Here is a 26,430-nt window from a genome sequence, read left to right on the forward strand (position 1 = left end):
GCTTCGACTTGCGCGAGCGGGCCGGCTTGCCGCCGCGCCCGAAGGCACCCTGCGTGCTGCCGCGACCGCCACGGCCGCGGGGGCCGCCGCCACCACCGGCCGGGCCGCCGCCGCCGGGGCCGCCGCCCGGGCGTCCGCCCGGACCGGGTCGACCGCCGCGGCCACGACCGGCCGCGCCGCCCTGGTTCGCGTCGGCGAGACCGCCGCTGGAGTGCTGGCGCATGATGCCCGGCGTGGGCATGCCGGGACGGGGGGCGCCACCGGGACGGGGAGCACCGCCCTCACGTGCGGGACGGCTGCCGGCCTGGTCGGCGCCACCCGGGCGCGGGCGCTGCCCGGGGCGGGGCATGCCCTGCGAGGTGGCGAAGGGGTTGTTGCCGGGACGGGGACCGCCCGGACGCGGTCCACCCTCGCCGCGCTGCGGCCTGCCGCCGCCCTGGGCCGGCTTGCGGGCCCCCGGACGCGGCATGCCCTGCGAGGTGGCGAAGGGGTTGTTGCCGGGCCGACCTGCACCCGGGCGCGGAGCGGGCCGCTCCCCGCCGGGCTTCGGTGCGGACGACGTCTTCTCCGCAGCGGCTGGCTTCTCGGCGCCGGCGGACTCCTCCGCAGCGGCCGGCTTCTCGGCACCGGGCTTCGGCGCCGGGGCGCCGGAGGTCGGAGCCTGCGCGGCGGGGCTCGGTGCGTCGGCGGGTGCCGACGGCTCCGCTACGGGAGCAGCGGGCTCCTCCGGAGCCGACGGAGCGGCCTGCTCGGGCTGCTTGGGCGCCGGCTTCATTCCGGGCTTGGGCGCGGCGCTGCCGCCGGGCCTGGGAGCTCCGGCGGGCTTGGGGGACGAACCGGTGCCACTCTTCGTCGCGGGAGCATCGCCGCCGCTCTTGGCGGGCAGCTCCTCACGCAGACGGCGGGCGACCGGGGCTTCGATGGTCGAGGAGGCGGAACGAACGAATTCGCCCATGTCCTGCAGCTTCTGCAGTACGACCTTGCTCGGGTGTCCGAGCTCCTTGGCGAGCTCGTGGACGCGGACCTTAGCCACATTTCTCCTGTCTCGGTCCGGCCGACAAGAGGGCTCGGACCACTAATTCCTGAGGGTGCTCATGGGTGAGTACTCATCGGATGTCCATGGTTCTTCTACCTGTTCCACGTGCGGGTGAAATCGGGGTTCTCGAGCTCCTGGGCGAGGGACCCGGTATCGACCGGCCCCCGGAAGGACCGGGGGAAGCCGCCTCGCCGGAGGGCGAGCTCGAGACATGCTGCGTCCGGGTGGAGCCACGACCCGCGGCCGGACGCCGATCCCGAGGGATCGATGCGTACCCGCGGAGCGGCGCCGTCGGGAGCGGGCTCCCGGACCAGACGCACCATACGGTCGCGCGGGGCCGCCTGGTGGCAGCCGACGCACGTGCGCTCAGGGCGGTGGCGGGAGGAGTGGGCGACCATTCCTCCACCTCCGATCCGAGCGCTTCGCACGGGCGGGTGCGAGATCGATGTCGATCCACGCCTCCACTCGGCGAACAGCCTCGCCAGTGTAGCGGACCTGCTCCGCGTCGGCCTCAACGGGGAGGCGTGGGCCACACCTCACTCGGCGGGTGCGGGCTCCGGTGCCCCTTCGGGCCGGATATCGATCTTCCAGCCGGTCAGCTTGGCCGCGAGACGTGCGTTCTGCCCATCCTTGCCGATCGCGAGGGACAGCTGCGTCTCGGGGACGACCGCCCGTGCTGCGCGACCGACCTCGTCGATCACCGTGACGCTGGTGACCCTCGCGGGCGAGAGCGCGTTGGCGACGTAGGTCGCGGGGTCCTCGTCGAAGTCGACGATGTCGATCTTCTCGCCGCCCAGCTCGTTCATCACCGAGCGCACCCGAGCGCCCATCGGGCCGATGCAGGCGCCCTTGGCGTTGATCCCGGGAGCGGTGGCGTACACGGCCATCTTCGTGCGGTGCCCGGCTTCGCGGGCGAGGCCGGCGATCTCGACGGTGCCGTCGGCGACCTCGGGGACCTCGAGCGAGAACAGCCGGCGCACCAGGTTCGGATGCGATCGCGAGAGGGTGATCTGCGGGCCCTTGGGCCCGCGACGCGCCTCGGTGACATAGGCGCGCAGTCGGCGCCCATGGGAGTAGTCCTCCCCCGGCACCCGCTCGTGCGGGGGCAGCACGGCCTCGACCTCGCCGAGGTTGACGAGCACCATCCGCGGATCTCGTCCCTGCTGGATGATGCCCGAGACGATGTCGTCGGCGCGGTCGGCGTACTCGCCGAGCACCGCATCATCCTCCAGATCGCGGATCCGCTGGAAGATGACCTGTCGCGCCGTCGAGGCGGCGACGCGGCCGAAGTCCTCGGGGGTGTCGTCCCACTCCTCGATCACGGTGCCGTCCGCAGCGCGCTCGCGCGCGATCACGGCGACCTTCCCGGTGCTGTCGTCGATCAGCACCTCGGAGTCCCGGACCGGGTGGTCGGTGTGGAGGTAGGCGGCGTGGAGCGCCGAGCGGATCGCGTCCAGCAGCACGGGAAGGCTGATCTCGCGCTCCCGCTCCAGTGCCCGGAGGGCACCCATGTCGATGTCCATCTCAGCTCTCCTTGTCAGCGGCCGGGCTGTGCTCGCCGGCCGGGTGGTTCGATGCAGTGGGGTCGTCCGATGCGGCGTCGGCGAGCAGCTGTGCCAGGTCGACGGGCGGATCGAACTCGACCTCGACCCGGGCGGAGGCGACGTCGGCGATCACGAGCTCGAGCTGCTCGCTGGTGCCCTTCGGCAGCTTCCGCGGACGGCCCCGCTCGTCACGACCGGGCTCCTGACGCAGCCGCAGCTGCTCTCCCTGGACGGCGAGCAGTCGGGCGCGATGGTCGGCGCCATCAGCGGTGGTCAGCGTGAGCAGCCTGCCGAGGGAACGGCGGAAGTGGCGCAGCTGCGTGAGCTCGCGCTCGACGCCGGGGGTGGTGACCTCGAGCAGGACCGGGTCGCTGCCCAGGACCGCGTCGTCGGCGTCGACCGCCTCGGAGAGGGCACGGGACGCCTCGGCGACCGTGTCGAGATCCGCGCTGCCCAGCTGGTCCTCGGGCAGATCGACGACCAGCCGCACCTGGGGCATCCCGCCGCCGCGCCGGATCTCGACCTCTTCGAGCACGAGGCCGTGGGCATCCAGCACCCGCGTGGCCGTCTCCCGCAGGATGGTCTGGTCCTCGAGTGCGCTCATGGCCCGCTCGTCTCCTGCCGTTATGGGTGTCTGGTGCCGTCGTGGACGGCGGTGGCGCCCGGGGTCCTGCCCGAGCCGATGTTCCCAGGATAGTGGCCGCAGGCGTTCGATGCCGCCATCAGGGGCCGCGATGCGAGAATCCTCCTGTGTTCCGTCCCGCCGAGCGCCCCCTCGCCGCCACCGACCTCCCCCGCCGCTCGCTGCTGCGCGCCGCCGTGGGGACGCTCGCGCTGCTGCCGCTGGCGAGCTGCGGGCCGGTCGCGCTGGGCGGACCGGAGGAGTACACCCCGCCGCCGCCGGGGATCGATGACCTCTACCGCACGGACCTGCTCGCCCTGCTGGACCGCGCCCTCGCAGGGACCGGCCAGATCGCCGCCGACCGGGGATCGAGCGACGAGGATTCGGGCGAGGACCCGGTGTTCTCCACGGCACTCGCCGAGCTCGGCACCGCGCTGCCGATCCAGCGCACCGCCCTGCTCACGGGCGCCCAGCAGGAGAAGGAGCTCGAGGCGGGCGAGGACCAGGCGTACGGGCCGGCCGCTCCTGCCCCATCGGATGCCCCGACCGACCTGCCGGGCCTGGTCTCGACCCTGGTCGAGCTGCGCGACCTCGCCGCCGCCGCGGCGCGACAGGTCTCGGGTTCGCTCGCACGGCCGACGGTCGCGATCGCCGCCCACACCGCCTGGATCGTGCGGCGGCTGAGTGAGAGCACCGGCACCGATCGGCCCTCCCCACCGCCCACGGCGGAGGAGCTCGTGCCGACCCGGGAGGTGCCGGCCACCGATCCGCCCTCGATCGGTGCCGAGTCCGACTACCACTCCGCGCTCGAGCGCGCCCAGCTCGAGGAGTGGTATGCGGGGTACCTCCACGAGGTGCTCGCCGCCCGGGTCGAGGACGAACTCCGCCAGCAGCACCTGGACCTCTCGGAGCTCCATCGCCAGCGCGCCGAGGAGCTGGGGTCGGTGGCTGAGGTGGACGGCGCCCCGCTCGTGCCGCGGCAGGCGGCCTACCCGGTCCCGGGCGGGACCCTGGACGCGCAGACCATCGCGCAGCTGCCGGCCCTGCTCGCCCGGGGAGTGCTCATCGCGCACATCGCCCTGGTCGGGGCCGCCCCGTTCGAGCGGCGGCCCCTGTCGATCGCCGCGGCACTGGACGAGGCGGAGCGGCTGGCCCCGCTGGTGGACTCGATGGAGCCCCTGCCCAGCCTCGAGGTCGAGGAGTCGCCGCCGGCGGACTGAGCTCAGGCGACGCGGACCTCCGCGACCACGGCGTCCACGACCTCCTGCGGGGAGACCTCGCGGATCTCGCCGCTCGCCCGGTCGCGCACCTCGACCACGCCGCTCGCGAGGCTGCGGCCCACCACCACGGAGGTGGGCACACCCATCAGTTCGGCGTCCTTGAACTTCACGCCCGGGGAGACCTTGGGCCGGTCGTCGTACAGGACCACGAGGCCGCGGGCCTCGAGCTCCGTGGCGATCCGCTCGGCCTCCTCGAAGATCTCCTGCCCCTTGCCGGTGGCGACGATGTGCACGTCCGCCGGTGCGAGCTGACGCGGCCAGACCAGGCCCTTCTCGTCATGGCACAGCTCCGCCACCGCAGCCACGGCGCGGGTGACGCCGATGCCGTAGGAGCCCATGGTCACCACCGCGGCCTTGCCGTTCTCGTCGAGGACCGTCAGCTCCAGCGCCTCGGCGTACTTGCGGCCCAGCTGGAAGATATGGCCCATCTCCATCCCGCGGGTCAGGCGCAGCGGGCCGGAGCCGTCCGGGGCGGGGTCGCCGTCGCGCACCTCCGCCGCCTCGACGGTGCCGTCGGCGGTGAAGTCCCTGCCGAAGACGAGGTCATAGACGTGCTTGTCCTTCTCACCGGCGCCGGCGACCCACGAGGTCCCGGGCACCACTCGCGGATCCACCAGGTAGCGGATCCCGGACTCGGACTCCAGGCCGAGGCCCTCGGGGCCGATGTAGCCCTTCTTCAGCACCGGGTGCTTCGCGAAGTCCGCGTCGGTGAAGGGTACGGCGATCGCCGGCGCCACCGCGGCCTCGAGCCGCTTCGCGTCGACCTCGCGGTCACCGGGCAGGGCGATCACGAGCGGCTCGGTGGTGCCGTCGGGTCCGGTGAGCAGGTAGACGAGGTGCTTGAGCATCTCGTAGCGGGTCCACTCCCCCGAATCGGCGATGGGGCCCTTCCCCGGGAAGGCCTGGTTCGAGAAGTCGGTGAGCCTCGCGATCGTGGACGCCCCCGGCGTGTCCTCGATGTGCATCGCCGGCAGAGCGGCGATCGCCGCCTCGTCCAGGGCGGGCGGGGCGAGCGTGGTGACCGCCTCGACGTTCGCGGCATAGCCGCCGTCGGAGACCACGAAGGTGTCCTCCCCCACGGGCGTGGGGTGCAGGAACTCCTCGGAGCGGGAGCCGCCCATGGCGCCGGCGTCCGCCCGGCAGATCACCGTGGGCAGTCCGAGACGTTCGAAGGTGCGCTGGTAGGCGACGCGCTGCTTCTCGTAGGAGGCGTCCAGACCCTCGTCGCTCACATCGAAGGAGTAGGCGTCCTTCATGATGAACTCGCGAGTGCGCAGCAGACCGGCGCGGGGACGCGCCTCGTCGCGGTACTTGGACTGGATCTGGTACAGCATCGTGGGCAGATCCTTGTACGAGGAGAAGAGGTCCTTCACCGTGAGGGTGAACATCTCCTCATGCGTGGGGGCGAGCAGATAGTCGTCCTGCTTGCGGTCCTGCAGCCGGAAGAGGTTGGGGCCGTAGTCCTCCCAGCGGCCGGTCCTCTCGTAGGGCTCGCGGGGCTGCAGCGCCGAGAACAGCACCTCCTGGCCACCGATCGCGTCCTGCTCCTCGCGCACGATCTGCTCGACCCTGCGCAGCACCCTCAGCCCCAGCGGCAGCCAGGTGTACACCCCGGCGGCGCTGCGACGGATGTAGCCCGCGCGCACCAGTAGCTTGTGGCTCGCGACCTCGGCGTCGGCCGGGTCCTCCCGCAGGGTGCGGACGAAGGACGAGGACATACGCATCATGGGCAGGCCTTTCACACGGGGTGGTCACACGGGCTGGATCGGGGCGGGGACACCGGGGCACGCGTCGCACCATCGTACTGGGCGAGATCGGTACCCTGGCCCGATGCCTCCCCGAGCCGCACCGGATGCTCCCGCGCCGGGTCCGACGGGACCCGCCGCGGCGGAATCCGCGCCGGCGACCGCGCCCCGGCGCGAACCCGCCTCCCGCCGCCAGGCGCTGCGCGGCGCCGGGATGCTGGTCGCGGCGGGCGCGCTCGGGTCAGGGGTGCTCGCCACCCGCCTGTCCTCGGCCTCCAGCACGGATCCGCGCACCGTGATCCCGCTGTGGTCCGGCACCGTCGCCTACGATACCGGTGAGCGCCGGGCACTGGTCGGCGGTCGCGGACAGCAGTTCGCAGTCGAGCCCGGCACCCGCCTCGCCTCGGCGCTCCCCGCGACGTCCTCCGTGCGGGCCAGAGCGGCTCGCTTCGAGGAGCGTGCACAGGACTGGAGGGAGCACCTGGCCGGCACCGATGCCGGCTCCGAGCCGCTGCGGGACCTGGCGGGCTCCGCGCTCGCCGATCTGTGGGTGCTCGGGGACCAGCTGCCCGCCCCGGTCGCCGGATGGAGCTCCTCGTGGCGGTACATCTGGCCCCGGGATGCCGCGTTCTGCGCGGTGGCCCTGGCGCGGGTGGGCCACCTGGAGCGCGCCGTATCGGCGCTCACCCACCTGCAGTCCCTGCAGGGTGAGGACGGCTGGTTCGAGGCCCGGTACATGCCGGACACCGGACGCGCCCCGGACGGTCGACCGCGCCAGTTCGACGGGACCGGGCTCACGCTGTGGGCCTGCTCCGAGGTGGTCGATGCCGCGGAGGGCGCGGAGCGCGAGGCGCTGCTGGACCGGTTCGCCCTGCTGATCACGAGATCACTCAGCGCCCTGCATGCGAACACCCGGGGCGGCACCGTGCTGCCACCGGTCTCGCCGGACTACTGGGAGGTGCGCGAGCGCACCGTGACGCTCGGGATCATGGCCTCGACGCTGACGGGCCTGCGTGCCGGCGCCCGGCTCACCGGGGTCGCCTCGGCCCAGGAAGCGGCTGAGACGTTCACCGTCCTGCTCGAGGGGACCTTCGGTCGCGCCGGATACCAGCGCCATCGCGGCGGGGGCGGTGCGGACTCGGCGCTCGCCTTCTTCGACGCGACCGGCTGCCACGACGTGATCGCGCCGCAGCAGCTGCTCGCCCTGCGCCGCGAGCTGGCGCAGCCCGGCGGCGGCATCGCCCCGGGCGCGGCATGGCGTCAGGACGGGGTCAGCTGGACGCCGTCCACGAGCCTGCTGGGTCTGGCCCTGGCCCGGGCGGGCGAGACCGCCGCGGCGGTCGAGGTGCTCACCTGGCTCGCCGGGCACCGTACCGAGGCGGGGTCGCTGCCCGAGAAGGTGCTCTTCGACGGACGTCCCGCCGCCGTCGCACCGCTGGCCTGGACGGCGGCCAACGTGCTGCTGACGATCGACGAGCTCGCCCGGGGCTGAGACGACGGCGAGCTCAGGCGAGGTGCGTCAGCAGCTGCTCGGCCGCCTCTGACGGTGCAGTGGTGCTGAGATCCAGGAGCACCGCGTCCTGTGGAGCAGGGAGCTCCGGCCGGGTCAGCGGCTCACTCAGGATCACGGGATCCACCAGCGTCGAGCGCTCGGCGCGGCCCGCCGAAGCGACCCGTGCCGTGAGCGCCTCGGCGGAGGCGCTCATCCAGACCGGCACGACACGAGCCCCGCGGCGGGCCGCCAGGTCCCGCAGCCGGCCCACGTGCGCGTGGTTCCCAGGGTCCTCGAGCAGCCAGTTCGTGAAGACATGGCTCAGCGAGGCGCTGGCGGCGAGGGTCGCCTCGAGCACCACGTCCAGCACGCGAGCACGGAGGGCATCGGTGTCCTCGAGGGCGACCTCACCACCACGGCCCATGCCCAGCGGCACGAACACCGCGTTGTTCACCAGATGGTTGTCCACCACGATCGCGCCGGTGCGCCGCTCGATCTCGCGGGCGAGCGTCAGCTTGCCGACGGCCGGGGCACCCTGGAGCAGGTAGAGGCGAGGTGCGGGGGCGGAGGCGGTTCCGGTCATCCCGGAACAGCAGCGGTCAGGCGCCAGGGTATTTCCCTGGTCGCGGTCGCGGCCGCCCCCTACCGTGGCGGGCATGAGCACCTCCGAGAGCTGGTTCGCCGACAACCGCGCCAACTGGGACGGTCGCGCCGCGGTGCACGAGGCCTCCGGGTACGGGATCGACGAGTTGGTCTCGGACCCGGCGCGCCGGGGCGGAGATCGAGTACGTCGAGGCGAACGTGTACGACGCCCGTGAGGCGGTCGAGGGGGACTTCGACCTCGTCTACTCCTCGATCGGGGTGCTGTGCTGGCTGCCCGACATCGCCGCCTGGGCCCGCGTGGTCGCGTCCCTGCTGCGTCCCGGAGGGCGGGTGCTGCTGCGCGATGACCATCCGATGTTCATGACCATCGGCGAGGACGTGAGCGAGGGCCTGCGGATCGAGCAGCCGTACTTCGAGCGGGAGCTCCCCATGACCTGGGACGACGCCGTCACCTATGTCGAGGCGCCCGAGGACGCCCCGGAGATCGCCCACGGAGTCAACCACCAGTGGAACCACTCGATCGGCGAGATCCTCACCGCCGTGCTCTCCGCCGGGCTGGTGCTGGACTCCTTCGAGGAGACCCCGTTCTCGGCGTGGACCCCGTGGCCCGAGCTGATGGTGCAGGACGGTCCCGGCTCCCGGCTGCACGAGGACCCCGACCGGGTGCCGATGCAGTTCGTGCTCACCGCCCATCGCCCTGCCTGATCCCGGCTCCCCTGCGACCGCGGGGACAGTGCGACGGCGCCTGATCCTCGCGCTCAGAACAGGATCGTGGTGAGCTCGCCGACCTGACGGAAGCCGGCCGCGTCGTAGGCGCGGCGAGCGGGCTCGTTGAAGTCGTTGACGTAGAGGGAGACCTGCGGCGCGTGATCACGACGCACCTGGCGCACCAGATCCGCCATGCCCGCGCGGCCCATCCCCCTCCCGCGCTGGTCGGGTCGCACCCAGACGCCATGGATCTGGGCGACAGGGCCGAACAGCGCGCCGACATCGGCCTTGAACAGCACCTCGCCGCCTTCGATGATCACGTAGGTGCGGCGCCGCCTGATCAGTTCCGCGATCCGGCCGCGGTAGGAGCGGCCGCCGTCGCCTGCGAGCGGGTCCACCCCCACCTCCTCGCGGAACATCGCCACGGCGGCAGGGAACACCGCCTCCTCCTCACCGGGGACGGCAGGGCGCAGCGAGACCGGGACGCGCTGCGCCGCAGCGTCCGGATCATCGGCCAGCAGCAGCGGCTGGCTCCAGCGATACTCGCGCACGTCCTCCCCCCAGAAGGGCGCGAGATGCTCCCAGAGGATCTCGACCGCGCGGCGCTCCCCGGCGACAGAGCTGGCGCGTCGTGACCGGTGCGCCTGGTGGCGGCCGAAGTCCTCGAGCGCCTGCGCGGTCGCGGATATCGGGGCGAGGTTCACCCCGTGCCAGAGCAGCCCCTCGGGCCGCTGCTCCTCACCGGCCAGGGAGAACTCCTGGCCCAGAGCGGCGGAACGGGCCAGCTCTCGCAGCCGCGCCCCTGCGAGCGCGTTGGTGGCCGGCTCGGAGAGGGCGAGGGAGAGAGCGGCCTCGATGCCACCGGGACGGATCGCTCGGACCCGCCCTCCGCGCCGGAACATGGCAGATCAGCTCACGGATACGGAGGGGGCACCGCTCGCGGACCCGTCCTCGCCCATCTCGGCCGCGATACGGTTCGCCTCGGCCAGCAGGGTCGGCACGATGTCCGCCTCGGGGACGGTCTTGATGACCTCGCCCTTGACGAAGATCTGGCCCTTGCCGTTGCCGGAGGCGACGCCGAGATCAGCCTCGCGAGCCTCGCCGGGGCCGTTGACGACGCAGCCCATCACGGCGACGCGCAGCGGCACCTCGAGGTGCTTGAGCCCCTCGGTGACCTCGTCGGCGAGCGTGTAGACATCCACCTGGGCACGGCCGCAGGAGGGGCAGGAGACGATGTCGAGCTTGCGGGGCTTGAGGTTCAGCGACTGCAGGATCTGGTTGCCGACCTTGACCTCCTCGACCGGCGGGGCGGAGAGGGACACGCGGATGGTGTCGCCGATGCCCTCGCCCAGCAGGATGCCGAAGGCGACGGAGGACTTGATGGTGCCCTGGAAGGCGGGTCCGGCCTCGGTGACGCCGAGGTGCAGCGGCCAGTCACCCTCCGCGGAGAGCTGGCGATAGGCCTCGACCATGATGATCGGGTCGTTGTGCTTCACCGAGATCCCGAAGTCGTGGAAACCGTGCTCCTCGAACAGGGACGCCTCCCACTTCGCCGAGGCCACCAGCGCCTCGGGGGTGACACGGTCCCCCGTCATCATGCGCTGGTCGATGCTGCCGGCGTTGACGCCGATGCGCAGGGCGGTGCCGTGGTCGTTGGCGGCCTGGGCGATGTCCTTCACCTGGTCGTCGAAGCGGCGGATGTTGCCGGGGTTCACGCGCACCCCGGCGCAGCCGGCCTCGATCGCGGCGAAGACGTACTTGGGCTGGAAGTGGATGTCGGCGATCACCGGGATCGGGGACTTCGCGGCGATGGCCACGAGAGCGTCGGCGTCCTCCTGGCGCGGGCAGGCCACGCGCACGATGTCGCAGCCCGCGGCGGTCAGCTCCGCGATCTGCTGCAGGGTCGCGTTGATGTCATGGGTCGGGGTGGTGGTCATCGACTGCACCGTGATCGGTGCGTCGCCGCCGACGTAGAGGTTGCCGAGCTTGACCTTGCGGGTCTTCCGTCGCGGCGCGAGGACCGGCGGCGGAGTCTTGACGGAGGGGATGCCGAGGCTCACAGAAGTCACCCCTCCATTATGCCTCGTCGGCCGGGCACTGCGAGGCGAGGTACGACACCTCCACCGCTCCTGCACCTCAGGGGTGGCTCAGGGCACCACCGGTGGCCGGAGCTCGCGCGGTCGGCTCGGGCGGTCCGCTCGAGCGACCGGCTCGGGAGTCAGGGGAACAGGGTGATCGGCTTGACGATGTCCGCGTACAGCAGCAGGACGGTCATGAGGATGAACACGACGGCCACCGCATTGGTGAGCGGCAGCATGCGGGACATGTCCACCGGACCGGGATCGGGCCGGCCCCGCAGCCGGGCGATCATCCGCCGCGCCCCCTCGAGCAGCGCCCCGGCGACATGTCCCCCGTCCAGCGGCAGCAGCGGGATCAGGTTGAACACGAACAGCGCCATGTTCAGCGAGGCGAGCATCGAGATCATGGTGCCGGTCTTCTCCCGCAGCTCGAAGCCGGGCTGGTCGGCGGCGGCGACTTCCCCGGCCAGGCGGGAGACGCCGACGACGCCGAGAGGACCGTTGGGGTCGCGCTCGGCACTGCCGAAGGCCGCCTCCCCCACCTCGTACAGGCGCACGGGGAGGGTGAGGACCAGCGTCCCGGTCTGGGTGAAGGCGGACCAGGCCATCTCCGGGACGGCAGCCGGGGACTGCGGCACCAGGTCGGGGGTGCCGGAGACACCGAGGAAGCCCACCTGCTCGGTCACCATCTCGCCGTCGCCGTCCAGCACCACGGACCCGTCCTGGTCGAGCACGGGACGGGCGTCGATGACCATCGTCGCCTCGAGCTGGAGGGTCCGGCCGTCGCGCTCGACGACCACCTCGACGGTGCGGTCCTCTGCGCCGCGCACTGCAGCGGTGACGTCGGACCACCGGTCGATCTGCTGGCCGTCGATCTCGCGGAGAGTGTCCCCGGGGCGGATCCCCGCCGCGAGCGCGGGGGCGGGCTCGCGTCCCTCGCAGGAGACATCGGCCGGGGCGTCGGCAGGGACCACGCACTCGGAGACGGACTGCACGGTGGGAGTCACGGACGGCAGCCCGATGCCGCTGACCAGCACCACCATCAGCACCACGGAGATCAGCAGGTTCATGAAGGGACCGCCGAGCATCACCACGAGCTTCTTCGGCACGGACAGCGCCACGAAGGTGCGGTGGGCCTCCTCGGGGCCGTACTGCGCGGACTCGTAGGCCTTGGCCTCCTCGGAGAGCTCGGTCATCTGCTGGAGCAGACCGGTGGAGTCCTCCCGGATGGTGCCCTCGGGCTGCCCCTTGTGCGGCGGGTACATGCCGATCATCCGGATGTAGCCGCCCAGCGGGATCGCCTTGAGCCCGTACTCCGTCTCCCCGCGGGAGCGGGAGAGGACCGTCGGGCCGAAACCGATCATGTACTGGGTGACCCGTACTCCGAAGAGCTTGGCGGGCACCAGGTGACCCACCTCGTGCAGAGCGATGGAGAGGGCGAGCCCGACGGCGATCACGAGGATGCCGAGGAGGAACAGCAGCACGGCTCAGAGCTCCGCAGAGGTGATGAGGGTCCGTGCCGTGCGGCGCGCCCAGGCCTCGACGGCCAGCAGGCCCTCGACCCCGTCCGCCCGCTCGGCGCGGGGGCGTTCGGGGTGCTCGAGCACGGCCCGGATCAGCGCAGTGATCCCCAGAAACGTGAGATCGCCGGCGAAGAAGGCATCCACGGCCTCCTCGTTCGTGGCGTTGTAGACGGCCATCGCTCCCCCGCCCTCGCGGTGCGCGGCGCGGGCGAGGGCGATCGCGTCGAAGGTGTCCTCGTCGACCGGTTCGAAGGTCCAGGACTGCGCGGTGGTGAAGTCCAGCGCCGCGGCGAGGCCGGGCAGCTTCTCCGGGTGGGCGAGGGCCCAGCCGATCGCGTGACGCATGTCCGGAGGGCTCGCCTGGGCGATGGTGGAGCCGTCCACCAGGGTGACCATGGAGTGCACGATCGATTGCGGGTGGACGACCACCTGCACCCGGTCCTCCGGGAGATCGAACTGGAAGCAGGCCTCGATCACTTCGAGCGCCTTGTTGACCAGGGTGGCGGAGTTGGTGGTGATCACCCGCCCCATGGACCAGGTGGGGTGGGCCAGCGCCTGCTCGGGGGTGACCTGGGCGAGCTGATCACGGCTGCGGCCGCGGAAGGGGCCGCCGGAGGCGGTGACCACCAGGTGGTCGATCTGGTCGTGGCGCACCCCGGCCAGGGCCTGGGCGATCGCGGTGTGCTCGGAGTCCACGGGCAGGACCTGTCCGGGGGCTGCGGCCTCGGTGACCAGGTGCCCGCCCACCACCAGCGATTCCTTGTTGGCCAGGGCGAGCCGTGCCCCGGATTCGAGAGCGGCGAGCGTGGGCAGCAGTCCCACGGAACCGGTGATCGCGTTCAGCACCACGTCCTGCGCCCCGAGCGCTCCGGCGAGATCGGTGACCGCCTCCGGGCCGACCTCGATACGTGGGATGGATGCACCTGCCGTGCGACATGCGCTGGCGATGGTCGCCTCGACCGCGTCGGCGCGGTCGGGATCGGAGACCACGACGCGCTCGGGACGGTGGGCCAGGACCTGGTCGGCGACGATCTCGGGACGGCTCCCTCCGACGGCGAGGCCGTGGAGGCGCGCGACCTCGGGGTACCGGGTGAGGACGTCCAGCGCCTGGGTGCCGATGGACCCGGTGGCGCCCAGCAGGACCAGCCGGCGCCCGTGGGTGCCGGTCACGGCACGGAGGCCATCACGTCCGCGACATGATCGAGGTAGACGTCGACCACGGCCTCGCGGTAGCCATCCGGTCCACGGCGGCGGCTGAAGGCGGCGCGACGCACATCGTCGACGCTCATCGGGTGGCCGTCGGTGAAGTAGGCGACGAGCTGATCGCACAGGGCGTCGACGTCGGCCTTGTCGTAGGCCGGTTCACCCTGGGCGGCCGGGGAGAACCGGTCCCCGGCGGGGCGTTCGAGGCGTTCTTTGAGCACCTCCGCCCGCTCGGTGAGCTGCGCGACCCAGGTCTCCTCGCCGTGCTGGGCGATCGCGTCGTCCCGCGACTGCAGCGCGAAGGCGTCCGAGAGCCGGTCCAGCGCCTCGTCGACCACGCGCATGTCGTACCCGCCGCGCTCCGTGCCGAAGCTGGCCGCGGTGATGTCGCCTCCGCTGAAGGAGGGATCACGTCCCTCATAGGCGCTGCGGGCGCGGGAGAGGAACTCGTCGACCTCGCGCATGTCGTATCCGACGCTGAAGCGCGAGACGCGCTCGAACGATGTGCTCACCAGGTAGGTCCTTCCTCGGTGCTGTCGGGGTCCCACTGTAGCGGCGCGGGAGAGATGGAGCGGGGAGGCGTGCGGGGTGCGTGGCGGACCGTGTGGGCGGGGTCCTGAGGGTGGGAGCCGAGCGTGCGGTCAGCGCCCGCGCAGCAGCCGCGAGAGGAAGCCTCGCTCCTGCGTCGGCGGGGGCGCGGGGGCCGGGCCCTGACCCGCGGCTGGGACCTCGGCGGTGCCGACGACGGACTCCTGGGGCGCTGAGCCTCCGCCGGCAGCGCGGAAGCGCGGCGCGAGGACGTCGTCGAGGAAGGCGTCCACCTCGGACATGTCGTAACCCTCCCGGAACCGGGTCTCGGTGAAGCGGGCGCCCAGCACCGTCTCCGCGGTGACGGAGCCGTCGCCGGCGGCCAGCGCGCGGTCGCAGCGGTCCAGGAAGTCGTCGACCTCGGCCGCGTCGTATCCGGCACCGAACCTGCTGGTGGTGAAACGGACATCCATCGTGTCTCTCCCGTTCCTCAGTCGCCGGCCGCGGCGATCGCCTCGACGCGGGCGACCCGCGCCTCGCGGTCCTCGCGGTGGGTGTCGGACTCGATGACCTCGGCGGCGAGCTGGCCGCAGGCGCCGTCGATGTCAGAGCCGCGGGTGTCGCGGATCGTGGCAGAGATGCCGTTGTCCCGGAGGATCTCCACGAAGCGCTTCTCCACCCGCGGGTCCGAGGCCGTCCACTTCGAGCCCTTGACCGGGTTCAGCGGGATGGGGTTGACGTGGATCCAGTGGGCGCCGCCCTTGGCGATCAGCCGGTCGGCGAGCAGCTGGGCGCGGTGCGCCTGATCGTTGATGTCCCGGATCAGCGCGTACTCGATGCTGACGCGGCGCCCGGTGGTCTCGAAGTACTCCCAGGCGGCGTCGAGGATCTCGTCGACATCGAAACGGGTGTTGATCGGCACCAGCTCGTCGCGCAGCGCATCGTCGGGGGCATGCAGCGAGACCGCGAGGGTGACCGGGATCTTCTCCGCGGTGAGCTTGCGGACCGCGGGAGCCAGTCCCACCGTGGAGACGGTGATGTGCCGGGCACCCATCCCGAAGCCCTCGGGAGCGGGAGCGTTCAGACGCCGGCAGACGGTCGCCACGGGACGGTAGTTGGCGAGCGGCTCCCCCATCCCCATGAACACGATGTTGTTCACGCGGCCGGTGCCGCCGGGCAGCTCGCCGCGGGCGAGCATCCGGTTGGCGATCCGCACCTGCTCGAGGATCTCGGCGGCGGAGAGGTTGCGGGTCAGTCCCATCTGTCCGGTCGCGCAGAAGGGGCAGTTCATGCCGCAGCCGGCCTCGGAGGAGATGCACAGCGTGTTGCGATCGCTGTAGCGCATCAGCACGGACTCGACCATGGGCCCGTCGAACAGCTGCCACAGGAACTTCTGGGTGGCGCCGTGATCGGCGGACTGGCGCGAGACCTGGGTCAGCAGCGGCGGGAAGAACTTCTCCACGAGCTCGTCGCGACGCTCCTTGGGCAGGTCCGTGAGGTCGTCGGGGTCGGTGGTGAAGTGCTCGAAGTAGTGCACCGAGAGCTGCTTGGCGCGGAACCCCGGCAGCCCCATCTCCTCGACGGCGGCGATCCGCTCCTCCAGCGAGAGGTCGGCCAGGTGCACCGGGGGCTTCCCTCGGCGGGAGGGACGCATCTGGAGCTGTCCGGGTGCCAGGGCGACCTTCTGTCCCGGCACCGCCTCGCGGGAGAGATCGGGATTGGTCGACAGTGCCACCGGGGTGGGCGCCGCCGTTCGATCGGTGGGGTCCTCGGGAATGTTCATGGCAGCAGTACCTCCAGCATGACGTAGGTGGTGGGGGCGGCGAGCAGGATCGAGTCGACCCGATCCAGCACTCCCCCGTGGCCGGGCAGCAGATGCCCCATGTCCTTGATGCCGAGGTCTCGCTTCAGCAGGGACTGGGCGAGGTCCCCTCCGGTGGAGACGAGCACCAGCACGACGCCGATCGCGACTCCGGCCCACCAGGGCAGGTCCAGCGCGAGGCTCCCGACGGCGGTGACCGCGGCGGTCCCCAGCAGGAGCGAGCCCGCGAACCCCTCCCAGCTCTTCTTGGGGCTGATGCGCGGCGCCATCGGGTGCTTGCCCAGCAGCACCCCGGCGATGTACCCGCCGATGTCGTTGCCGACCGGTCCGAGCACTGCCAGCAGCACCAGCATCTCGCCCTGCTCCCGGGCGAACAGCAGCAGCAGGAAGCAGCCCAGGAAGGGCACCCAGGCGAGAGCGAACACGCCGCCGGCCACATCGCGCAGCGCGCTGAGGCCCATCGACTCGCTGACCCGCCACAGGATGAGCACGCACACCGCGGCGGCGGTGGAGATCAGCAGTCCCTCCGCCCCGAACACGACGGTGGAGACCACCATCCCGATCACGCCCACCAGCAGCGGGACCGGCGGCAGCTGCAGGCCGGCGTGGCTGAGAGCTCGCGTCAGCTCGAGCATGGCGAGGACCATGGCGATCGCGGCCACCACCGGGAAGGCGACCGGCACCACGAACACCGCCACGATCAGCAGGCCCCCGAGCCCCGCTCCGACGGCGATCGCCGCGGGGAGGTTCCGGCCGGCGCCACGTCGCTTGGCATGCTCGGGCTCGACCACGGGCGGTGCCCCGGTCACCGGCGCACCCGCGACCGCCTCGAGCGTGCTCGAGGCGGTCGTCCCCCCGGAGGTCGTCGGCCCCGAGGCCGTCGGTTCCGTGCTCACGTGGTCGGCCCGCGGGATCCGTGTCTGCGGTGCAGGGTTCTGCGCTCCTGGTCTCTGCGCTCCTGGAGGAGGTTCAGACGGTCTCGAGCTCGGTCTCCTTGAGGCCGAGAGCCTCGTCCACCTGCTCGATGTACCGCTTGGTGAGCGCCTCGAGCTCCTTCTCCGCGCGAGTGCCCTCGTCCTCGCCGATCTCCTTGTCCTTGACCAGCTTCTCGATCGCCTTCTTCGCGTTGCCGCGAGAGGCGCGCACGGAGACACGGCCGTCCTCCGCCTTGGTGCGGGCGAGCTTCACGTAGTCCTTGCGACGCTCCTCCGTGAGCGCCGGGAGCACCACGCGCAGGGTGTCGCCGTTGTTGGTGGGGTTCACGCCCAGGTCCGATTCCCGCAGGGCCGTCTCGACGCCGGTCATCGCGGACTTGTCGTAGGGCGTGACGACGACGGTGCGGGCCTCGGGGAACTGCAGGGACGCCAGCTGGTTCAGGGGGGTGGGCGCACCGTAGTACTCGACGGTGATGCCCTGGAACATCGCGGCGGTCGCACGGCCGGTGCGGATCGCGGTGAATTCTTCCTTGGTGACCTCGACGGACTTCGTCATCTTGGCCTCCGCGTCCTTCAGGATGCTCGGGGTGTCGTCACTCACGGGGTGCTCCTCGGTTCAGGGTGGGTGTTCGTGTCCATTGTCCCGCATCGTCAAGGACGAGCGGGAAGGGGTCTGGTCCGGGCCGGGCTTCGGCGGGATCCGCTCCTCCGACAGGGCGCCGGAGGAGGATCTCCGGTCACTTGGTGACGACGGTGCCGATCCGGTCGCCGCGCATGGCGCGGGTGATGTTCCCGGGGGCGTCGAGGCCGAAGACCATCATCTGCTGCGCGTTGTCCATGCACAGGCTGAAGGCGGTCGAGTCGACGACCTTCAGGCCCCGGACCAGGGCGTCCTCATAGGTGACGTGGTCGAGCTTCGTCGCATCGGGGTTGGTGCGCGGATCGGAGTCGTAGACCCCGTCCACACCGTTCTTGGCCATCAGCACCTCTTCGCAGCCGATCTCGAGCGCGCGCTGCACGGCGACGGTGTCGGTGGAGAAGTAGGGCATGCCGGCTCCGGCGCCGAAGATGACCACGCGCCCCTTCTCGAGGTGCCTCACCGCGCGCAGCGGGATGTAGGGCTCGGCGACCTGTCCCATCTCGATGGCGGTCTGCACACGCGTGGAGATGCCACGCTGCTCGAGGAAGTCCTGCAGGGCGAGGCAGTTCATCACGGTGCCGAGCATGCCCATGTAGTCGGCGCGCCGACGATCCATGCCGCGCTGGGAGAGCTCTGCTCCGCGGAAGAAGTTGCCTCCGCCGACGACGATGGCGCACTCGACGCCCTGTGCCACCCCCTCGGCGATCTCCCCCGCGATCCGGGAGACCACATCGGGGTCGACGCCGACGGCGCCTCCGCCGAAGGCTTCGCCCGAGAGCTTGAGAAGGACTCGACGTCCGTCCTCGGGCTGGGGGAGAACAGGAATCGGTGACGTGAACGTCTGGGTCATGTCGGTCCTTCCGCACTGGGTCCTCGGCGATGATACCGCTGCGGCCCCGCACCGATGGTGCGGGGCCGCAGGGCGGTGGCGACGCTCACGCGCCGCCGGTCGAGGCCGGTCCGTCGGGACCGTCCCCGAGGGGTGTCAGCTGCCGACGCGGAAGCGGAGGAACCCGGTGACGGTGCCGCCGGCCTCCTCGACGACCTGACCGACGGACTTCTTGGTGTCCTTGGCGAACGCCTGGTCCAGGAGGCAGTTCTCCTTGAAGAAGCCGTTCAGACGACCCTCGATGATCTTGGGCAGCGCCTTCTCGGGCTTGCCCTCGTTCTTCGCGGTCTCCTCGGCGATGCGACGCTCCTCGGCGACGGTCTCCTCGGGGACCTCCTCGCGCGAGAGGAAGGCCGGGGTGAACGCGGCGATGTGCATCGCGACGTCACGGGCCACCTCGGCGCCGGCCTTGTCGGTCGCGACCAGCACGCCGACCTGCGGGGGCAGGTCCTTGTTGGTGCGGTGCATGTACTCGGAGACGACCTCGCCGGAGACGCGGCCGATGCGACGCACCAGGATCTTCTCACCCATGGTGGCGCCGGCGTTCGTGAGCGCCTCGCCGAACGGGGTCGCCGCCAGCTCCTCGGGCTCGCTCGCGCCGGACTCGACGACCGCGGCGACGGCCTCGTCGCCCAGGGCGACGAACTTGTCGTTCTTGGCCACGAAGTCGGTCTCGGAGTTGAGCTCGACCAGGGTGCCGGTCTGGCCGCCCTCGCCGTCACGGATGTCGACGGCGATGAGGCCCTCGGAGGCGGTGCGCCCCTCGCGCTTGGCGATGCCCTTCAGACCCTTGACGCGGATCAGCTCCACGGCCTTGGCCTTGTCGCCGTTCGCCTCGTCGAGCGCCTTCTTGACGTCGAGCATGCCCGCGCCGGTGGACTCGCGGATCTCCTTGATGTCTGCTGCCGTGTAGTTAGCCATGTTCCTCTTCCTTGTGGGAGCTGCTGCGGGAGGGGAGGGAGGCGGGGTGCGCCTCCCCGTGGAGGGACCCGGGAGCGCCAGTGCGCACTCCCGGGTCCACGGGTCACTCGGCGGCGGGGGCCTCGGAGGACTTCTCCTCGGTGGACTCCGCGGCGGGGGTCTCCGCTGCGGCGGTCTCCTCGGCAGGGGTCTCCTCGGCGGGGGTCTCCTCGGCAGCGGCGACGGACTCCTCGGCGGGGGCGTCCTGCTGCTGGACCTCGGACTGCTTGAGCAGCTCCTGCTCCCACTCGGCCAGCGGCTCGGCGTCGACGGCCGAGACGTTCTTCTCGCCGCCGGTGGACTTGGCGTGGCGCTCCTGCAGACCAGCGGCCACCGCGTCGGCGATGACCCGGGTCAGCAGCGTGACGGAGCGGATCGCGTCATCGTTGCCGGGGATCGGGTAGGTGATCTCGTCGGGATCGCAGTTGGTGTCCAGGATCGCGACGACCGGGATGCCGAGCTTCTGCGCCTCGTCGACGGCCAGGTGCTCCTTGTTGGTGTCCACGATCCACAGGGCCGACGGTGCCTTGCCCATGTCGCGGATGCCGCCGAGGGTCTTCTCCAGCTTGTCCTTCTCGCGGCGCATCATCAGCAGCTCCTTCTTGGTGCGGCCGGAGGAGGCCACATCCTCGAAGTCGATCTGCTCGAGCTCCTTGAGGCGGTTCACGCGCTGCGAGACCGTCTGCAGGTTGGTGAGCATGCCGCCCAGCCAGCGCTGGTTCACGAAGGGCATGCCCACGCGGGTGGCCTGCTCCTGGACGGACTCCTGCGCCTGCTTCTTGGTGCCGACGAACAGGATGGTGCCGCCGTGGGCGACCGTCTGCTTGACGAAGTCATAGGCCTTGTCGATGTACGTCAAGGTCTGCATGAGGTCGACGATGTAGATGCCGTTGCGCTCGGTGAAGATGAAGCGACGGACCTTCGGGTTCCAGCGACGGGTCTGGTGACCGAAGTGGACGCCGCTCTCCAGGAGCTGGCGCATGGTGACGACTGCCATGATGGTGTCCTCTGTTCTCCGGCCCTGGGCTCGCACGGCGCGCCCGTGGGCGTCCGCGGTCATCGCGCAGGACCTGCATTCTCGGTTGTTCCCCCGCCACCGGTCGGTGCGAGGCCTGGTGCCCGGGAGCCGACCGCCCCGGTGGATCCCGCACGCGAGGTGCGGGAGGTGCCGAGGACCGGTGGTCGGCGAGCCCTGGTGGGCACGCGAAGTCATCCGGACGGACCGGATGCTGGGAACAGCATATCGGACGCCGGGGGCCCGAACAGCGCGGCGTGCGTCACCCCGCGGGAGACGTGCCGAGGCCGCCGCCCAGGGACCACGCTCGGGGACGACCGCGGGAGCTGCGGCCTCCGCTCCAGACCGACTGTTCCTCCCCAGGGCCGGGTCGTCCACCGCCGGTGCCGGCGGCGCACCGACCACGGCGACGATGCCGGAGCATGGCGTCCATGTCCTGCCCCTCGGCCGCCCCTCCTGCCCCTCCTCCGTCGTCCACGGCGATCCTCGCGCTTCGCCTGCTGCTGCTTGCGCTGCCCCTCCTGCTGCTGGTGTCGGGGCCGGCCGGGCGCGCGCAGGCCGACGGGGCCCGCTGGCAGTGGCCGCTGCCGCCGCCCCATGAGGTGGTGGCACCCTTCGACGCGCCGGAGAACCCCTACGGGCCGGGGCATCGCGGGATCGACATCGCCGTCCGGTCAGCTGACGCTCCGGTGCGCGCGGTGGAGGCGGGCACGGTGAGGTTCAGCGGGGACGTGGCGGGGCGCGGAGTGGTCTCCGTCCAGCATGCCGACGGACTGATCTCGACCTACGAGCCCGTGAGCGGCGACCTCGAGGAGGGCAGCGCCGTCTCCGCGGGCGATGTGCTGGGGGTGATCGAGCCGGCCGCCGAGACCTCCCACTGCCCCGGAGCGCTCTGCCTGCACCTCGGTGCCCGGCGCGGCGAGGCATACGTGGACCCGCTCCTGCTGCTGGGCGGGCGCGGCCCGAGCGTCCTGCTGCCCTGGGGCGACGCCGCGGGAGCGACCGCCGGCGCCCCGGACCCGATCGCAGCGCCCGGAGCCGCGGCAGGTCAGTCGGCGCCGGCGCCGCTCAGGGTCCTGATCCCGTCCGGCACCGGGCAGGGGGCCCGGTGGGCGACCTCGGCCTGAGTCCCTCCCGGGTGCGCGCGATCGACCCCCGTGCTCAGGCGCGAGGATGCGCCTGGTCGACGGTCCTGCGCAGGCGTTCCGCGCTGACGTGGGTGTAGATCTGCGTGGTCGCGAGGGAGGAGTGGCCGAGGAAGTCCTGCACGCTGCGCAGGTCGGCGCCGCCCTCGACGAGATGCGTCGCCGCACTGTGCCGCAATGTATGCGGGGAGATGTGCCGGGGGATGCCGGCCTCACCGGCATGGCGATCCACCAGCGTGCGGACGGCACGGTCCCCCAGGCGCCCGCCCCGGACCCCGAGGAAGAGTGCGCCGTCGGCGCGTGCCGTGCTCGCGAGGTTCTCCTGCAGGATCGGGCGGCCCTCGGACTCCCACCGTCGCACGGCCTCCAACGCGGGTGCCCCCACGGGCACGATCCTCTCCTTGTCCCCCTTGCCCCGGACGCGGACAGTGCCCTGGCTGTGGTCGATGCCGGCAGAGTCCAGGGCGACCAGCTCGGAGACCCGCAGCCCGGAGGAATAGAGCAGCTCGAGCACGGCGGCGTCGCGCAGCAGCACGGCCTGGTCGATCGGGGACGTCCTCGCAGCTGGGTCCAGCCCGTCGAGCAGGGCACCGGCCTGGTCACCGCTGAGCACGGTGGGGAGGTGCCGACCGCGACGGGGGGCGCGGAGCCGCCCGCCGACGTCATGGGGGATGCGTCCCGTGGTGGCCAGCCAGGTCGTGAACGTGCGTGCCGATGCCGCGGAGCGAGCGAGCGTGCCGCTGCTCGCGCCGGACTCAGCCCGCTCGCCGAGCCAGGAGCGCAGTGCGGTCACATCCAGCTCCTCCACCTCGATGCGTTCGACGGAACGGAGGTGCTCGAGGAGCCCGATCGCCTCACGGCGGTAGGCCCGCACCGTGTGCTCCGATCTCCCGCGTTCGAGGCGGAGATGCTCGGCGTAGGCATCGACGACGGCCGCGTCCGCGCGCTCCCGCTGGGTGCTCATGACCCCAGTGTCCCGCATCGCCGGGTCGGCTCGACGCCGTCAGGAGGTGGGACGGGCGCGTCGCACACGCTCTGCGGTGCGCACCACCAGGCCCAGCAGTTCCAGTCGCGCGAGAGCCGCTGCCACATCCACGTCCCGGAAACCGATGTCGTCGGCCAGCCGGGTCTCCGTGATGCTCGAGCGGGGCGGGACCGCATCGAGCACCCGGCGATCCGGCGGAGCCAGCAGATCCAGCTCGTCCTGGACGGCGAAGCCGCTCTCCCCCGCCGAGGGTCCGCCCGGGAGCAGGTCCAGCAGCTCGGCGGGCTCGGTGATGAGCACGGCTCCGCGCTCGCGGACCAGCCGGTGGCAGCCGGCACTCGCTGCGGAGGTGACCGGGCCGGGCACGGCGCCGACGGGTCGTGAGAGCTGATCTGCCAGGCGCGCCGTGGACAACGCGCCGGAGCGCCACGATGCCTCGACCACGACGGTCGCCCGGGACAGTGCAGCGATCAGACGATTGCGGGCGAGGAACCGCCACCGGGTCGGCGCCGTACCCGGCGGGGCCTCGCTGACCAGCAGGTGCCGCGCTCCGATGGTCTCGAGCAGGCGACTGTTCCCGCGCGGGTAGAGGCGGTCGAGACCGCCGGCGAGGATCGCGAGGGTGGCGCCTCCGGCGGCCGCCAAAGCCCCCCGGTGAGCTGCCGCGTCGATGCCATAGGCACCGCCGGAGACCACGCTGCCGCCCCCGGAGGCGAAGGACGCCGCCATCGTGGAGGCCGTGTCCTCCCCGTAAGGCGTCGAGGCACGGGAGCCGACCAGGGAGATCGTGCGCGGCCCCGTCAGGGCGTCGAGGCGGCCCGGTCCCTGCGCCCACAGGCAGTGCGGAGCGGTCTCCTGCAGGTCGTCCAGGAGCGGGGACCATTCAGCGTCGTGCGGGGTGATGATGCGGATCCCTCGTCGCCCCGCCTCCTCGCGGACGGCATCGACGCAGACCCTTCCCAGTCGCCGCGACCATCGATCGATGGCGTGTGACATCCGATCGGTCGCTGATCCGGCGAGGGGATCGGATCCCTGACGAGGGGGCCCTCCGTCGAGCGCGCTCAGCAGCCCGTCCAGATCCCGCCGTCGGACCAGGTCGAGCGCACGCGCGGGACCCAGGACGGTGGTGGCCAGGAGCGCGGCCGCATCGGACGGCTCGGCGATCAGGGACCAGGTGATCCGTGCGATGCGATCCGATTCCACGGCATCGCGGTCGGTCTCCGCCGGGTGCTCGCGGCCGGTGGGCGGTGGTGTGGGGGACGCAGGGGGCGGGGTGGTCATCGGGGTTCTCCTTCGCGCAGGGTGAGGGCTTGGCCTATGTGCTCGGCGGCGGGGCGCTCAGCTCCGGCGAGGTCGGCGAGCGTCCAGGCCAGGCGCAGCACCCGGTCGTGACCGCGCAGGGTGAGGCGGCCCTGCGCGACGGCGTGGTCGAGCAGCCGGCGTTCGGAGCGCTCCGGGGCGAACTCGCGGCGCAGGAGGGGGCCGGGCAGGTGGGCGTTGGTGCTCCACGTCCGGCCTTCGAAGCGTCGGCGCTGGCTCTCCCGCGCCCGGCGCACCCGGGCGGCGATCGCTGCGGTGGGCTCGGCGCCGCTGTCGTCGACGCGGTGGATGTCGACCGGCCCCACGCTCACCCGCATGTCCACGCGGTCCAGCACCGGTCCGGAGAGCCGGGCCAGGTAGCGGCGACGCTGCAGGGGCGTGCAGGTGCAGCGGTCCCCCTTCCCGTACGCCTGGCCGCAGGGGCAGGGGTTGGCGGCGAGGACCAGCTGGAAGCGGGCGGGGTAGCGGGTGACGCCGCGGGAGCGATGGAGGGTGATGTCCCCTGTCTCAAGAGGCTCGCGCAGGGCCTCCAGCACCCGAGAGGGGAACTCGGGTGCCTCGTCGAGGAACAGCACACCGCAGTGCGCTCGGGAGATCGCTCCGGGTCGTGCGAGTCCGGATCCGCCGCCGACGATCGCGGCGGTGGAGGCGGTGTGGTGCGGGTCCTCGAAGGGAGGAATGCGCAGCAGACCGGAGCCTGCCTCGAAGTTCTGCGCGAGCGAGTGGATGGCGGAGACGGTGAGGGAGTCCTCGCTCCCGAGCGGCGGGAGGATGCCGGGGATCCGGGCGGCGATCATGGTCTTGCCGGCCCCCGGGGGTCCGCTCAGCAGCAGATGGTGCGCCCCGGCGGCGGCGACCTCGGCGGCCTGGCGAGCCTGCGCCTGCCCCATGACGTCGGCGAAGTCGAGGAGTTCTCGCGCTGCGCGCGGCGCCGTCGGTCCGCCGGATGCCGTCACCGACGGTGCGCGGGTCGGGGCGGGCGGAACATCGGCTCCGAAGCGATGCAGGAGCTCGGTGAGGTCCTGGATGCCGTCGACCTCGAGCCCGTCCACCAGCTGCGCCTCGCGCAGGTTCTCGGCCGGGACCACCGCGCGGGTGATGCCGTGGGCCCGGGCGGCGAGCAGTGCCGGGAGCACTCCGGGGACGGGGCGCGCCCTGCCGTCCAGGCCCAGCTCGCCCAGCAGCACGAGGTCCGAGGGCACGTGGATGAGGAGCACACCCTGGGCATCGAGCACGGCCATCGCGATCGCGAGGTCGAAGCCGGAGCCGTGCTTCGGCCTCCATGCCGGGCTGAGGTTCACCGTGATCCGGCGCTGGGCCAGAGTGGCACCGCTGCGACCGGCTGCGGCCCGCACCCGTTCGCGCGCCTGGAGCGTGCTGGAGTCGGGGAGACCGACCAGGGTGAAGGCCGGCAGTCCCTGGGCGACGTCCGCCTCGACCTCCACCAGGGTCCCCTCGAGGCCGGCGAGGCTGACCGAGAGGGTGCGTGCCTGGCCCATCAGGAGACCGCCTCGAGGTGCTCGAGCGAGAAGGTGCCCTCCGGGTGCGCATGGACGCCGATCACGTCGATCCGGACGTCACGGTGCGGGGTCGAGCGCTCCATCAGGTACTCCCCCGCCAGCCGGCGCAGCCGCCGCAGCTTGGCGGGGGTCACCGCCGCCTGGGGGACCCCGGTGACGAAGGATCTGCGGGTCTTGACCTCGACGAAGACGAGCGTGGTGTGGGCCAGGGCGACGATGTCGAGCTCGCCCTGGCGGAGCCGGAGGTTGCGCTCCACGATCTGCCAGCCGCAGGCGAGGAGGTGGGCTGCAGCGAGGTCCTCCCCGGCCGCGCCGAGCTCGCGGGTCGACATCGCGCGCACCGTCCGCCGGTCCGGGACCGCGACCGGACCCGACATCGGGGGCTGCGCGGCCGTTCCGGGCAGGTGCTGAGCGGGCGGAGGTTCCGGGGAGGCGGCGAGGCTGTTCATGCGGCCAGCCTTGCCGGAGATCAGCCCGGGGGGAACCGCACCCTCCGGTGTGGGGATGACCGGACGCTGTGGAGGAACGGTGCGCGGTCACCGTGGGCTGCGCCCGTGGCTCAGGGCAGGGAGATGTCCTGCTTGTTGAGCTCCTCGATGTTCACGTCCTTGAACGTCACCACCCGCACCGAGCGCACGAAGCGGTTGGAGCGGTAGATGTCCCACACCCAGACGTCCGCGAGCCGCAGCTCGTAGAAGACCTCTCCCCCACCGGAACGGACCTGCAGGTCCACCTGGTTGGCGAGGTAGAAGCGGCGTTCCGTCTCGATCACGTAGGTGAACAGGCTGACCACGTCGCGATACTCGCGGAACAGCTGGAGTTCGAGATCGGACTCGT

General features: G+C 71.9%; 28 protein-coding genes. 5 read left to right on the forward strand and 23 right to left on the reverse strand.

Going from position 1 to position 26,430, the window contains the following annotated elements; genetic code table 11:
* From VF289_RS05085 to rimP, 4 genes are all read right to left on the reverse strand, one after another.
* A partial coding sequence (locus VF289_RS05085; RefSeq protein ID WP_330881751.1) for a translation initiation factor IF-2 N-terminal domain-containing protein occupies positions 1 to 1,033 on the reverse strand: 1,033 nt, incomplete at its 3' end.
* Between the two features lie 95 nt (positions 1,034 to 1,128).
* Positions 1,129 to 1,434, reverse strand: coding sequence for a YlxR family protein (locus tag VF289_RS05090; RefSeq protein WP_330881752.1), 306 nt, complete (start codon positions 1,432 to 1,434; stop codon positions 1,129 to 1,131).
* A 138-nt stretch (positions 1,435 to 1,572) separates the two neighbouring features.
* The gene (gene nusA / locus VF289_RS05095) at positions 1,573 to 2,559 is read right to left on the reverse strand and encodes a transcription termination factor NusA (protein ID WP_330881754.1); all 987 of its coding nucleotides are present in this window, start codon (positions 2,557 to 2,559) and stop codon (positions 1,573 to 1,575) included.
* A gap of 1 nt (position 2,560) precedes the next feature.
* The gene (gene rimP, locus VF289_RS05100) at positions 2,561 to 3,184 is read right to left on the reverse strand and encodes a ribosome assembly cofactor RimP (protein ID WP_330881756.1); all 624 of its coding nucleotides are present in this window, start codon (positions 3,182 to 3,184) and stop codon (positions 2,561 to 2,563) included.
* A 146-nt stretch (positions 3,185 to 3,330) separates the two neighbouring features.
* Between rimP and VF289_RS05105 the strand changes: the two genes are divergently transcribed.
* Positions 3,331 to 4,422 (forward strand): DUF4439 domain-containing protein, encoded by a 1,092-nt coding sequence (locus VF289_RS05105; protein WP_330881758.1) that lies wholly within the window; start codon positions 3,331 to 3,333, stop codon positions 4,420 to 4,422.
* A gap of 2 nt (positions 4,423 to 4,424) precedes the next feature.
* Here the strand turns inward: VF289_RS05105 and VF289_RS05110 are convergent, their stop codons facing one another.
* On the reverse strand, positions 4,425 to 6,209 hold the full coding sequence (locus tag VF289_RS05110; protein ID WP_330881760.1) for a proline--tRNA ligase: 1,785 nt from the start codon (positions 6,207 to 6,209) through the stop codon (positions 4,425 to 4,427).
* Positions 6,210 to 6,312: 103 nt separating this feature from the next.
* Between VF289_RS05110 and VF289_RS05115 the strand changes: the two genes are divergently transcribed.
* Positions 6,313 to 7,719, forward strand: a complete 1,407-nt coding sequence (locus VF289_RS05115) for a hypothetical protein (protein ID WP_330881762.1) — start codon at positions 6,313 to 6,315, stop codon at positions 7,717 to 7,719.
* A 13-nt stretch (positions 7,720 to 7,732) separates the two neighbouring features.
* On the opposite strand, the gene VF289_RS05120 is transcribed toward VF289_RS05115, so the two are convergent.
* Positions 7,733 to 8,302 (reverse strand): AAA family ATPase, encoded by a 570-nt coding sequence (locus tag VF289_RS05120; protein WP_330881764.1) that lies wholly within the window; start codon positions 8,300 to 8,302, stop codon positions 7,733 to 7,735.
* Positions 8,303 to 8,375: 73 nt separating this feature from the next.
* Between VF289_RS05120 and VF289_RS05125 the strand changes: the two genes are divergently transcribed.
* Both VF289_RS05125 and VF289_RS05130 read left to right on the forward strand, forming a co-directional pair.
* Positions 8,376 to 8,537 carry a hypothetical protein gene (locus VF289_RS05125; RefSeq protein ID WP_330881766.1) on the forward strand — a complete coding sequence of 54 codons (162 nt, stop codon included), beginning with the start codon at positions 8,376 to 8,378 and terminating at the stop codon, positions 8,535 to 8,537.
* The gene (locus tag VF289_RS05130; protein ID WP_330881768.1) at positions 8,521 to 9,027 is read left to right on the forward strand and encodes a class I SAM-dependent methyltransferase; all 507 of its coding nucleotides are present in this window, start codon (positions 8,521 to 8,523) and stop codon (positions 9,025 to 9,027) included. The genes VF289_RS05125 and VF289_RS05130 overlap by 17 nt, the downstream gene beginning before the upstream one ends.
* A gap of 53 nt (positions 9,028 to 9,080) precedes the next feature.
* Here VF289_RS05130 and VF289_RS05135 read toward each other — a convergent pair whose 3' ends face one another.
* The 12 genes from VF289_RS05135 to rpsB form a co-directional block, all read right to left on the reverse strand.
* Positions 9,081 to 9,932, reverse strand: coding sequence for a GNAT family N-acetyltransferase (locus tag VF289_RS05135; protein WP_330881770.1), 852 nt, complete (start codon positions 9,930 to 9,932; stop codon positions 9,081 to 9,083).
* A gap of 6 nt (positions 9,933 to 9,938) precedes the next feature.
* Positions 9,939 to 11,099 carry a flavodoxin-dependent (E)-4-hydroxy-3-methylbut-2-enyl-diphosphate synthase gene (ispG, locus tag VF289_RS05140; RefSeq protein WP_330881772.1) on the reverse strand — a complete coding sequence of 387 codons (1,161 nt, stop codon included), beginning with the start codon at positions 11,097 to 11,099 and terminating at the stop codon, positions 9,939 to 9,941.
* Positions 11,100 to 11,248: 149 nt separating this feature from the next.
* A complete protein-coding gene (locus VF289_RS05145; RefSeq protein ID WP_330881773.1) occupies positions 11,249 to 12,592 on the reverse strand; it encodes a site-2 protease family protein in 1,344 nt (447 codons plus the stop codon).
* Positions 12,593 to 12,595: 3 nt separating this feature from the next.
* Positions 12,596 to 13,801 (reverse strand): 1-deoxy-D-xylulose-5-phosphate reductoisomerase, encoded by a 1,206-nt coding sequence (dxr, locus tag VF289_RS05150; protein WP_330881775.1) that lies wholly within the window; start codon positions 13,799 to 13,801, stop codon positions 12,596 to 12,598.
* On the reverse strand, positions 13,798 to 14,346 hold the full coding sequence (locus VF289_RS05155) for a DivIVA domain-containing protein (protein ID WP_330881777.1): 549 nt from the start codon (positions 14,344 to 14,346) through the stop codon (positions 13,798 to 13,800). Before VF289_RS05155 ends, dxr begins: the two co-directional genes overlap by 4 nt.
* Before the next feature lie 129 nt (positions 14,347 to 14,475).
* Positions 14,476 to 14,835, reverse strand: a complete 360-nt coding sequence (locus VF289_RS05160; protein WP_330881779.1) for a DivIVA domain-containing protein — start codon at positions 14,833 to 14,835, stop codon at positions 14,476 to 14,478.
* A 17-nt stretch (positions 14,836 to 14,852) separates the two neighbouring features.
* Positions 14,853 to 16,145, reverse strand: a complete 1,293-nt coding sequence (gene rlmN, locus VF289_RS05165; protein ID WP_330881781.1) for a 23S rRNA (adenine(2503)-C(2))-methyltransferase RlmN — start codon at positions 16,143 to 16,145, stop codon at positions 14,853 to 14,855.
* Complete coding sequence (locus VF289_RS05170; protein WP_330881783.1) at positions 16,142 to 17,080, reverse strand: phosphatidate cytidylyltransferase; 939 nt, start codon at positions 17,078 to 17,080, stop codon at positions 16,142 to 16,144. The genes rlmN and VF289_RS05170 overlap by 4 nt, the downstream gene beginning before the upstream one ends.
* A 73-nt stretch (positions 17,081 to 17,153) precedes the next feature.
* The gene (frr, locus tag VF289_RS05175; RefSeq protein ID WP_330881785.1) at positions 17,154 to 17,720 is read right to left on the reverse strand and encodes a ribosome recycling factor; all 567 of its coding nucleotides are present in this window, start codon (positions 17,718 to 17,720) and stop codon (positions 17,154 to 17,156) included.
* Between the two features lie 136 nt (positions 17,721 to 17,856).
* Entirely contained in the window at positions 17,857 to 18,609 is a 753-nt protein-coding gene (gene pyrH, locus VF289_RS05180; protein WP_330881787.1) for a UMP kinase, read from the reverse strand.
* A 135-nt stretch (positions 18,610 to 18,744) separates the two neighbouring features.
* On the reverse strand, positions 18,745 to 19,569 hold the full coding sequence (gene tsf / locus VF289_RS05185; protein WP_330881789.1) for a translation elongation factor Ts: 825 nt from the start codon (positions 19,567 to 19,569) through the stop codon (positions 18,745 to 18,747).
* Positions 19,570 to 19,672: 103 nt separating this feature from the next.
* Positions 19,673 to 20,605, reverse strand: coding sequence for a 30S ribosomal protein S2 (rpsB, locus tag VF289_RS05190; RefSeq protein WP_330881791.1), 933 nt, complete (start codon positions 20,603 to 20,605; stop codon positions 19,673 to 19,675).
* A 440-nt stretch (positions 20,606 to 21,045) separates the two neighbouring features.
* Here rpsB and VF289_RS05195 point away from each other — a divergent pair, with 440 nt between their 5' ends.
* Entirely contained in the window at positions 21,046 to 21,750 is a 705-nt protein-coding gene (locus VF289_RS05195; RefSeq protein WP_330881792.1) for a M23 family metallopeptidase, read from the forward strand.
* Between the two features lie 34 nt (positions 21,751 to 21,784).
* Here the strand turns inward: VF289_RS05195 and VF289_RS05200 are convergent, their stop codons facing one another.
* The 5 genes from VF289_RS05200 to VF289_RS05220 form a co-directional block, all read right to left on the reverse strand.
* Positions 21,785 to 22,732: a tyrosine recombinase XerC gene (locus VF289_RS05200; protein ID WP_330881794.1), complete on the reverse strand. Its 948-nt coding sequence runs from the start codon at positions 22,730 to 22,732 to the stop codon at positions 21,785 to 21,787.
* A gap of 39 nt (positions 22,733 to 22,771) precedes the next feature.
* On the reverse strand, positions 22,772 to 24,034 hold the full coding sequence (gene dprA, locus VF289_RS05205; protein ID WP_330881796.1) for a DNA-processing protein DprA: 1,263 nt from the start codon (positions 24,032 to 24,034) through the stop codon (positions 22,772 to 22,774).
* Entirely contained in the window at positions 24,031 to 25,572 is a 1,542-nt protein-coding gene (locus tag VF289_RS05210; RefSeq protein WP_330881798.1) for a YifB family Mg chelatase-like AAA ATPase, read from the reverse strand. Before VF289_RS05210 ends, dprA begins: the two co-directional genes overlap by 4 nt.
* The gene (locus VF289_RS05215; RefSeq protein ID WP_330881800.1) at positions 25,572 to 26,042 is read right to left on the reverse strand and encodes a YraN family protein; all 471 of its coding nucleotides are present in this window, start codon (positions 26,040 to 26,042) and stop codon (positions 25,572 to 25,574) included. Before VF289_RS05215 ends, VF289_RS05210 begins: the two co-directional genes overlap by 1 nt.
* A 110-nt stretch (positions 26,043 to 26,152) precedes the next feature.
* Positions 26,153 to 26,430: DUF2469 domain-containing protein (locus tag VF289_RS05220; protein ID WP_330881802.1), on the reverse strand; the 278-nt coding region annotated here is incomplete at its 5' end.

Origin of the sequence: Brachybacterium sp. (genome assembly GCF_036379615.1) — a bacterium.
Lineage (GTDB): Bacteria > Actinomycetota > Actinomycetes > Actinomycetales > Dermabacteraceae > Brachybacterium.

Coding starts and splice junctions, on each gene's coding strand:
- pyrH (WP_330881787.1), bottom strand. CDS start 18,609: ATGACCCAGACGTTCACGTCACCGATTCCTGTTCTCCCCCAGCCCGAG.
- VF289_RS05090 (WP_330881752.1), bottom strand. CDS start 1,434: ATGGTCGCCCACTCCTCCCGCCACCGCCCTGAGCGCACGTGCGTCGGC.
- rlmN (WP_330881781.1), bottom strand. CDS start 16,145: ATGAACATTCCCGAGGACCCCACCGATCGAACGGCGGCGCCCACCCCG.
- VF289_RS05110 (WP_330881760.1), bottom strand. CDS start 6,209: ATGATGCGTATGTCCTCGTCCTTCGTCCGCACCCTGCGGGAGGACCCG.
- VF289_RS05160 (WP_330881779.1), bottom strand. CDS start 14,835: ATGGATGTCCGTTTCACCACCAGCAGGTTCGGTGCCGGATACGACGCG.
- VF289_RS05120 (WP_330881764.1), bottom strand. CDS start 8,302: ATGACCGGAACCGCCTCCGCCCCCGCACCTCGCCTCTACCTGCTCCAG.
- rpsB (WP_330881791.1), bottom strand. CDS start 20,605: ATGGCAGTCGTCACCATGCGCCAGCTCCTGGAGAGCGGCGTCCACTTC.
- tsf (WP_330881789.1), bottom strand. CDS start 19,569: ATGGCTAACTACACGGCAGCAGACATCAAGGAGATCCGCGAGTCCACC.
- nusA (WP_330881754.1), bottom strand. CDS start 2,559: ATGGACATCGACATGGGTGCCCTCCGGGCACTGGAGCGGGAGCGCGAG.
- dprA (WP_330881796.1), bottom strand. CDS start 24,034: ATGACCACCCCGCCCCCTGCGTCCCCCACACCACCGCCCACCGGCCGC.
- VF289_RS05195 (WP_330881792.1), top strand. CDS start 21,046: ATGGCGTCCATGTCCTGCCCCTCGGCCGCCCCTCCTGCCCCTCCTCCG.
- rimP (WP_330881756.1), bottom strand. CDS start 3,184: ATGAGCGCACTCGAGGACCAGACCATCCTGCGGGAGACGGCCACGCGG.
- VF289_RS05115 (WP_330881762.1), top strand. CDS start 6,313: ATGCCTCCCCGAGCCGCACCGGATGCTCCCGCGCCGGGTCCGACGGGA.
- VF289_RS05210 (WP_330881798.1), bottom strand. CDS start 25,572: ATGGGCCAGGCACGCACCCTCTCGGTCAGCCTCGCCGGCCTCGAGGGG.
- VF289_RS05125 (WP_330881766.1), top strand. CDS start 8,376: ATGAGCACCTCCGAGAGCTGGTTCGCCGACAACCGCGCCAACTGGGAC.
- VF289_RS05215 (WP_330881800.1), bottom strand. CDS start 26,042: ATGAACAGCCTCGCCGCCTCCCCGGAACCTCCGCCCGCTCAGCACCTG.
- VF289_RS05135 (WP_330881770.1), bottom strand. CDS start 9,932: ATGTTCCGGCGCGGAGGGCGGGTCCGAGCGATCCGTCCCGGTGGCATC.
- VF289_RS05200 (WP_330881794.1), bottom strand. CDS start 22,732: ATGAGCACCCAGCGGGAGCGCGCGGACGCGGCCGTCGTCGATGCCTAC.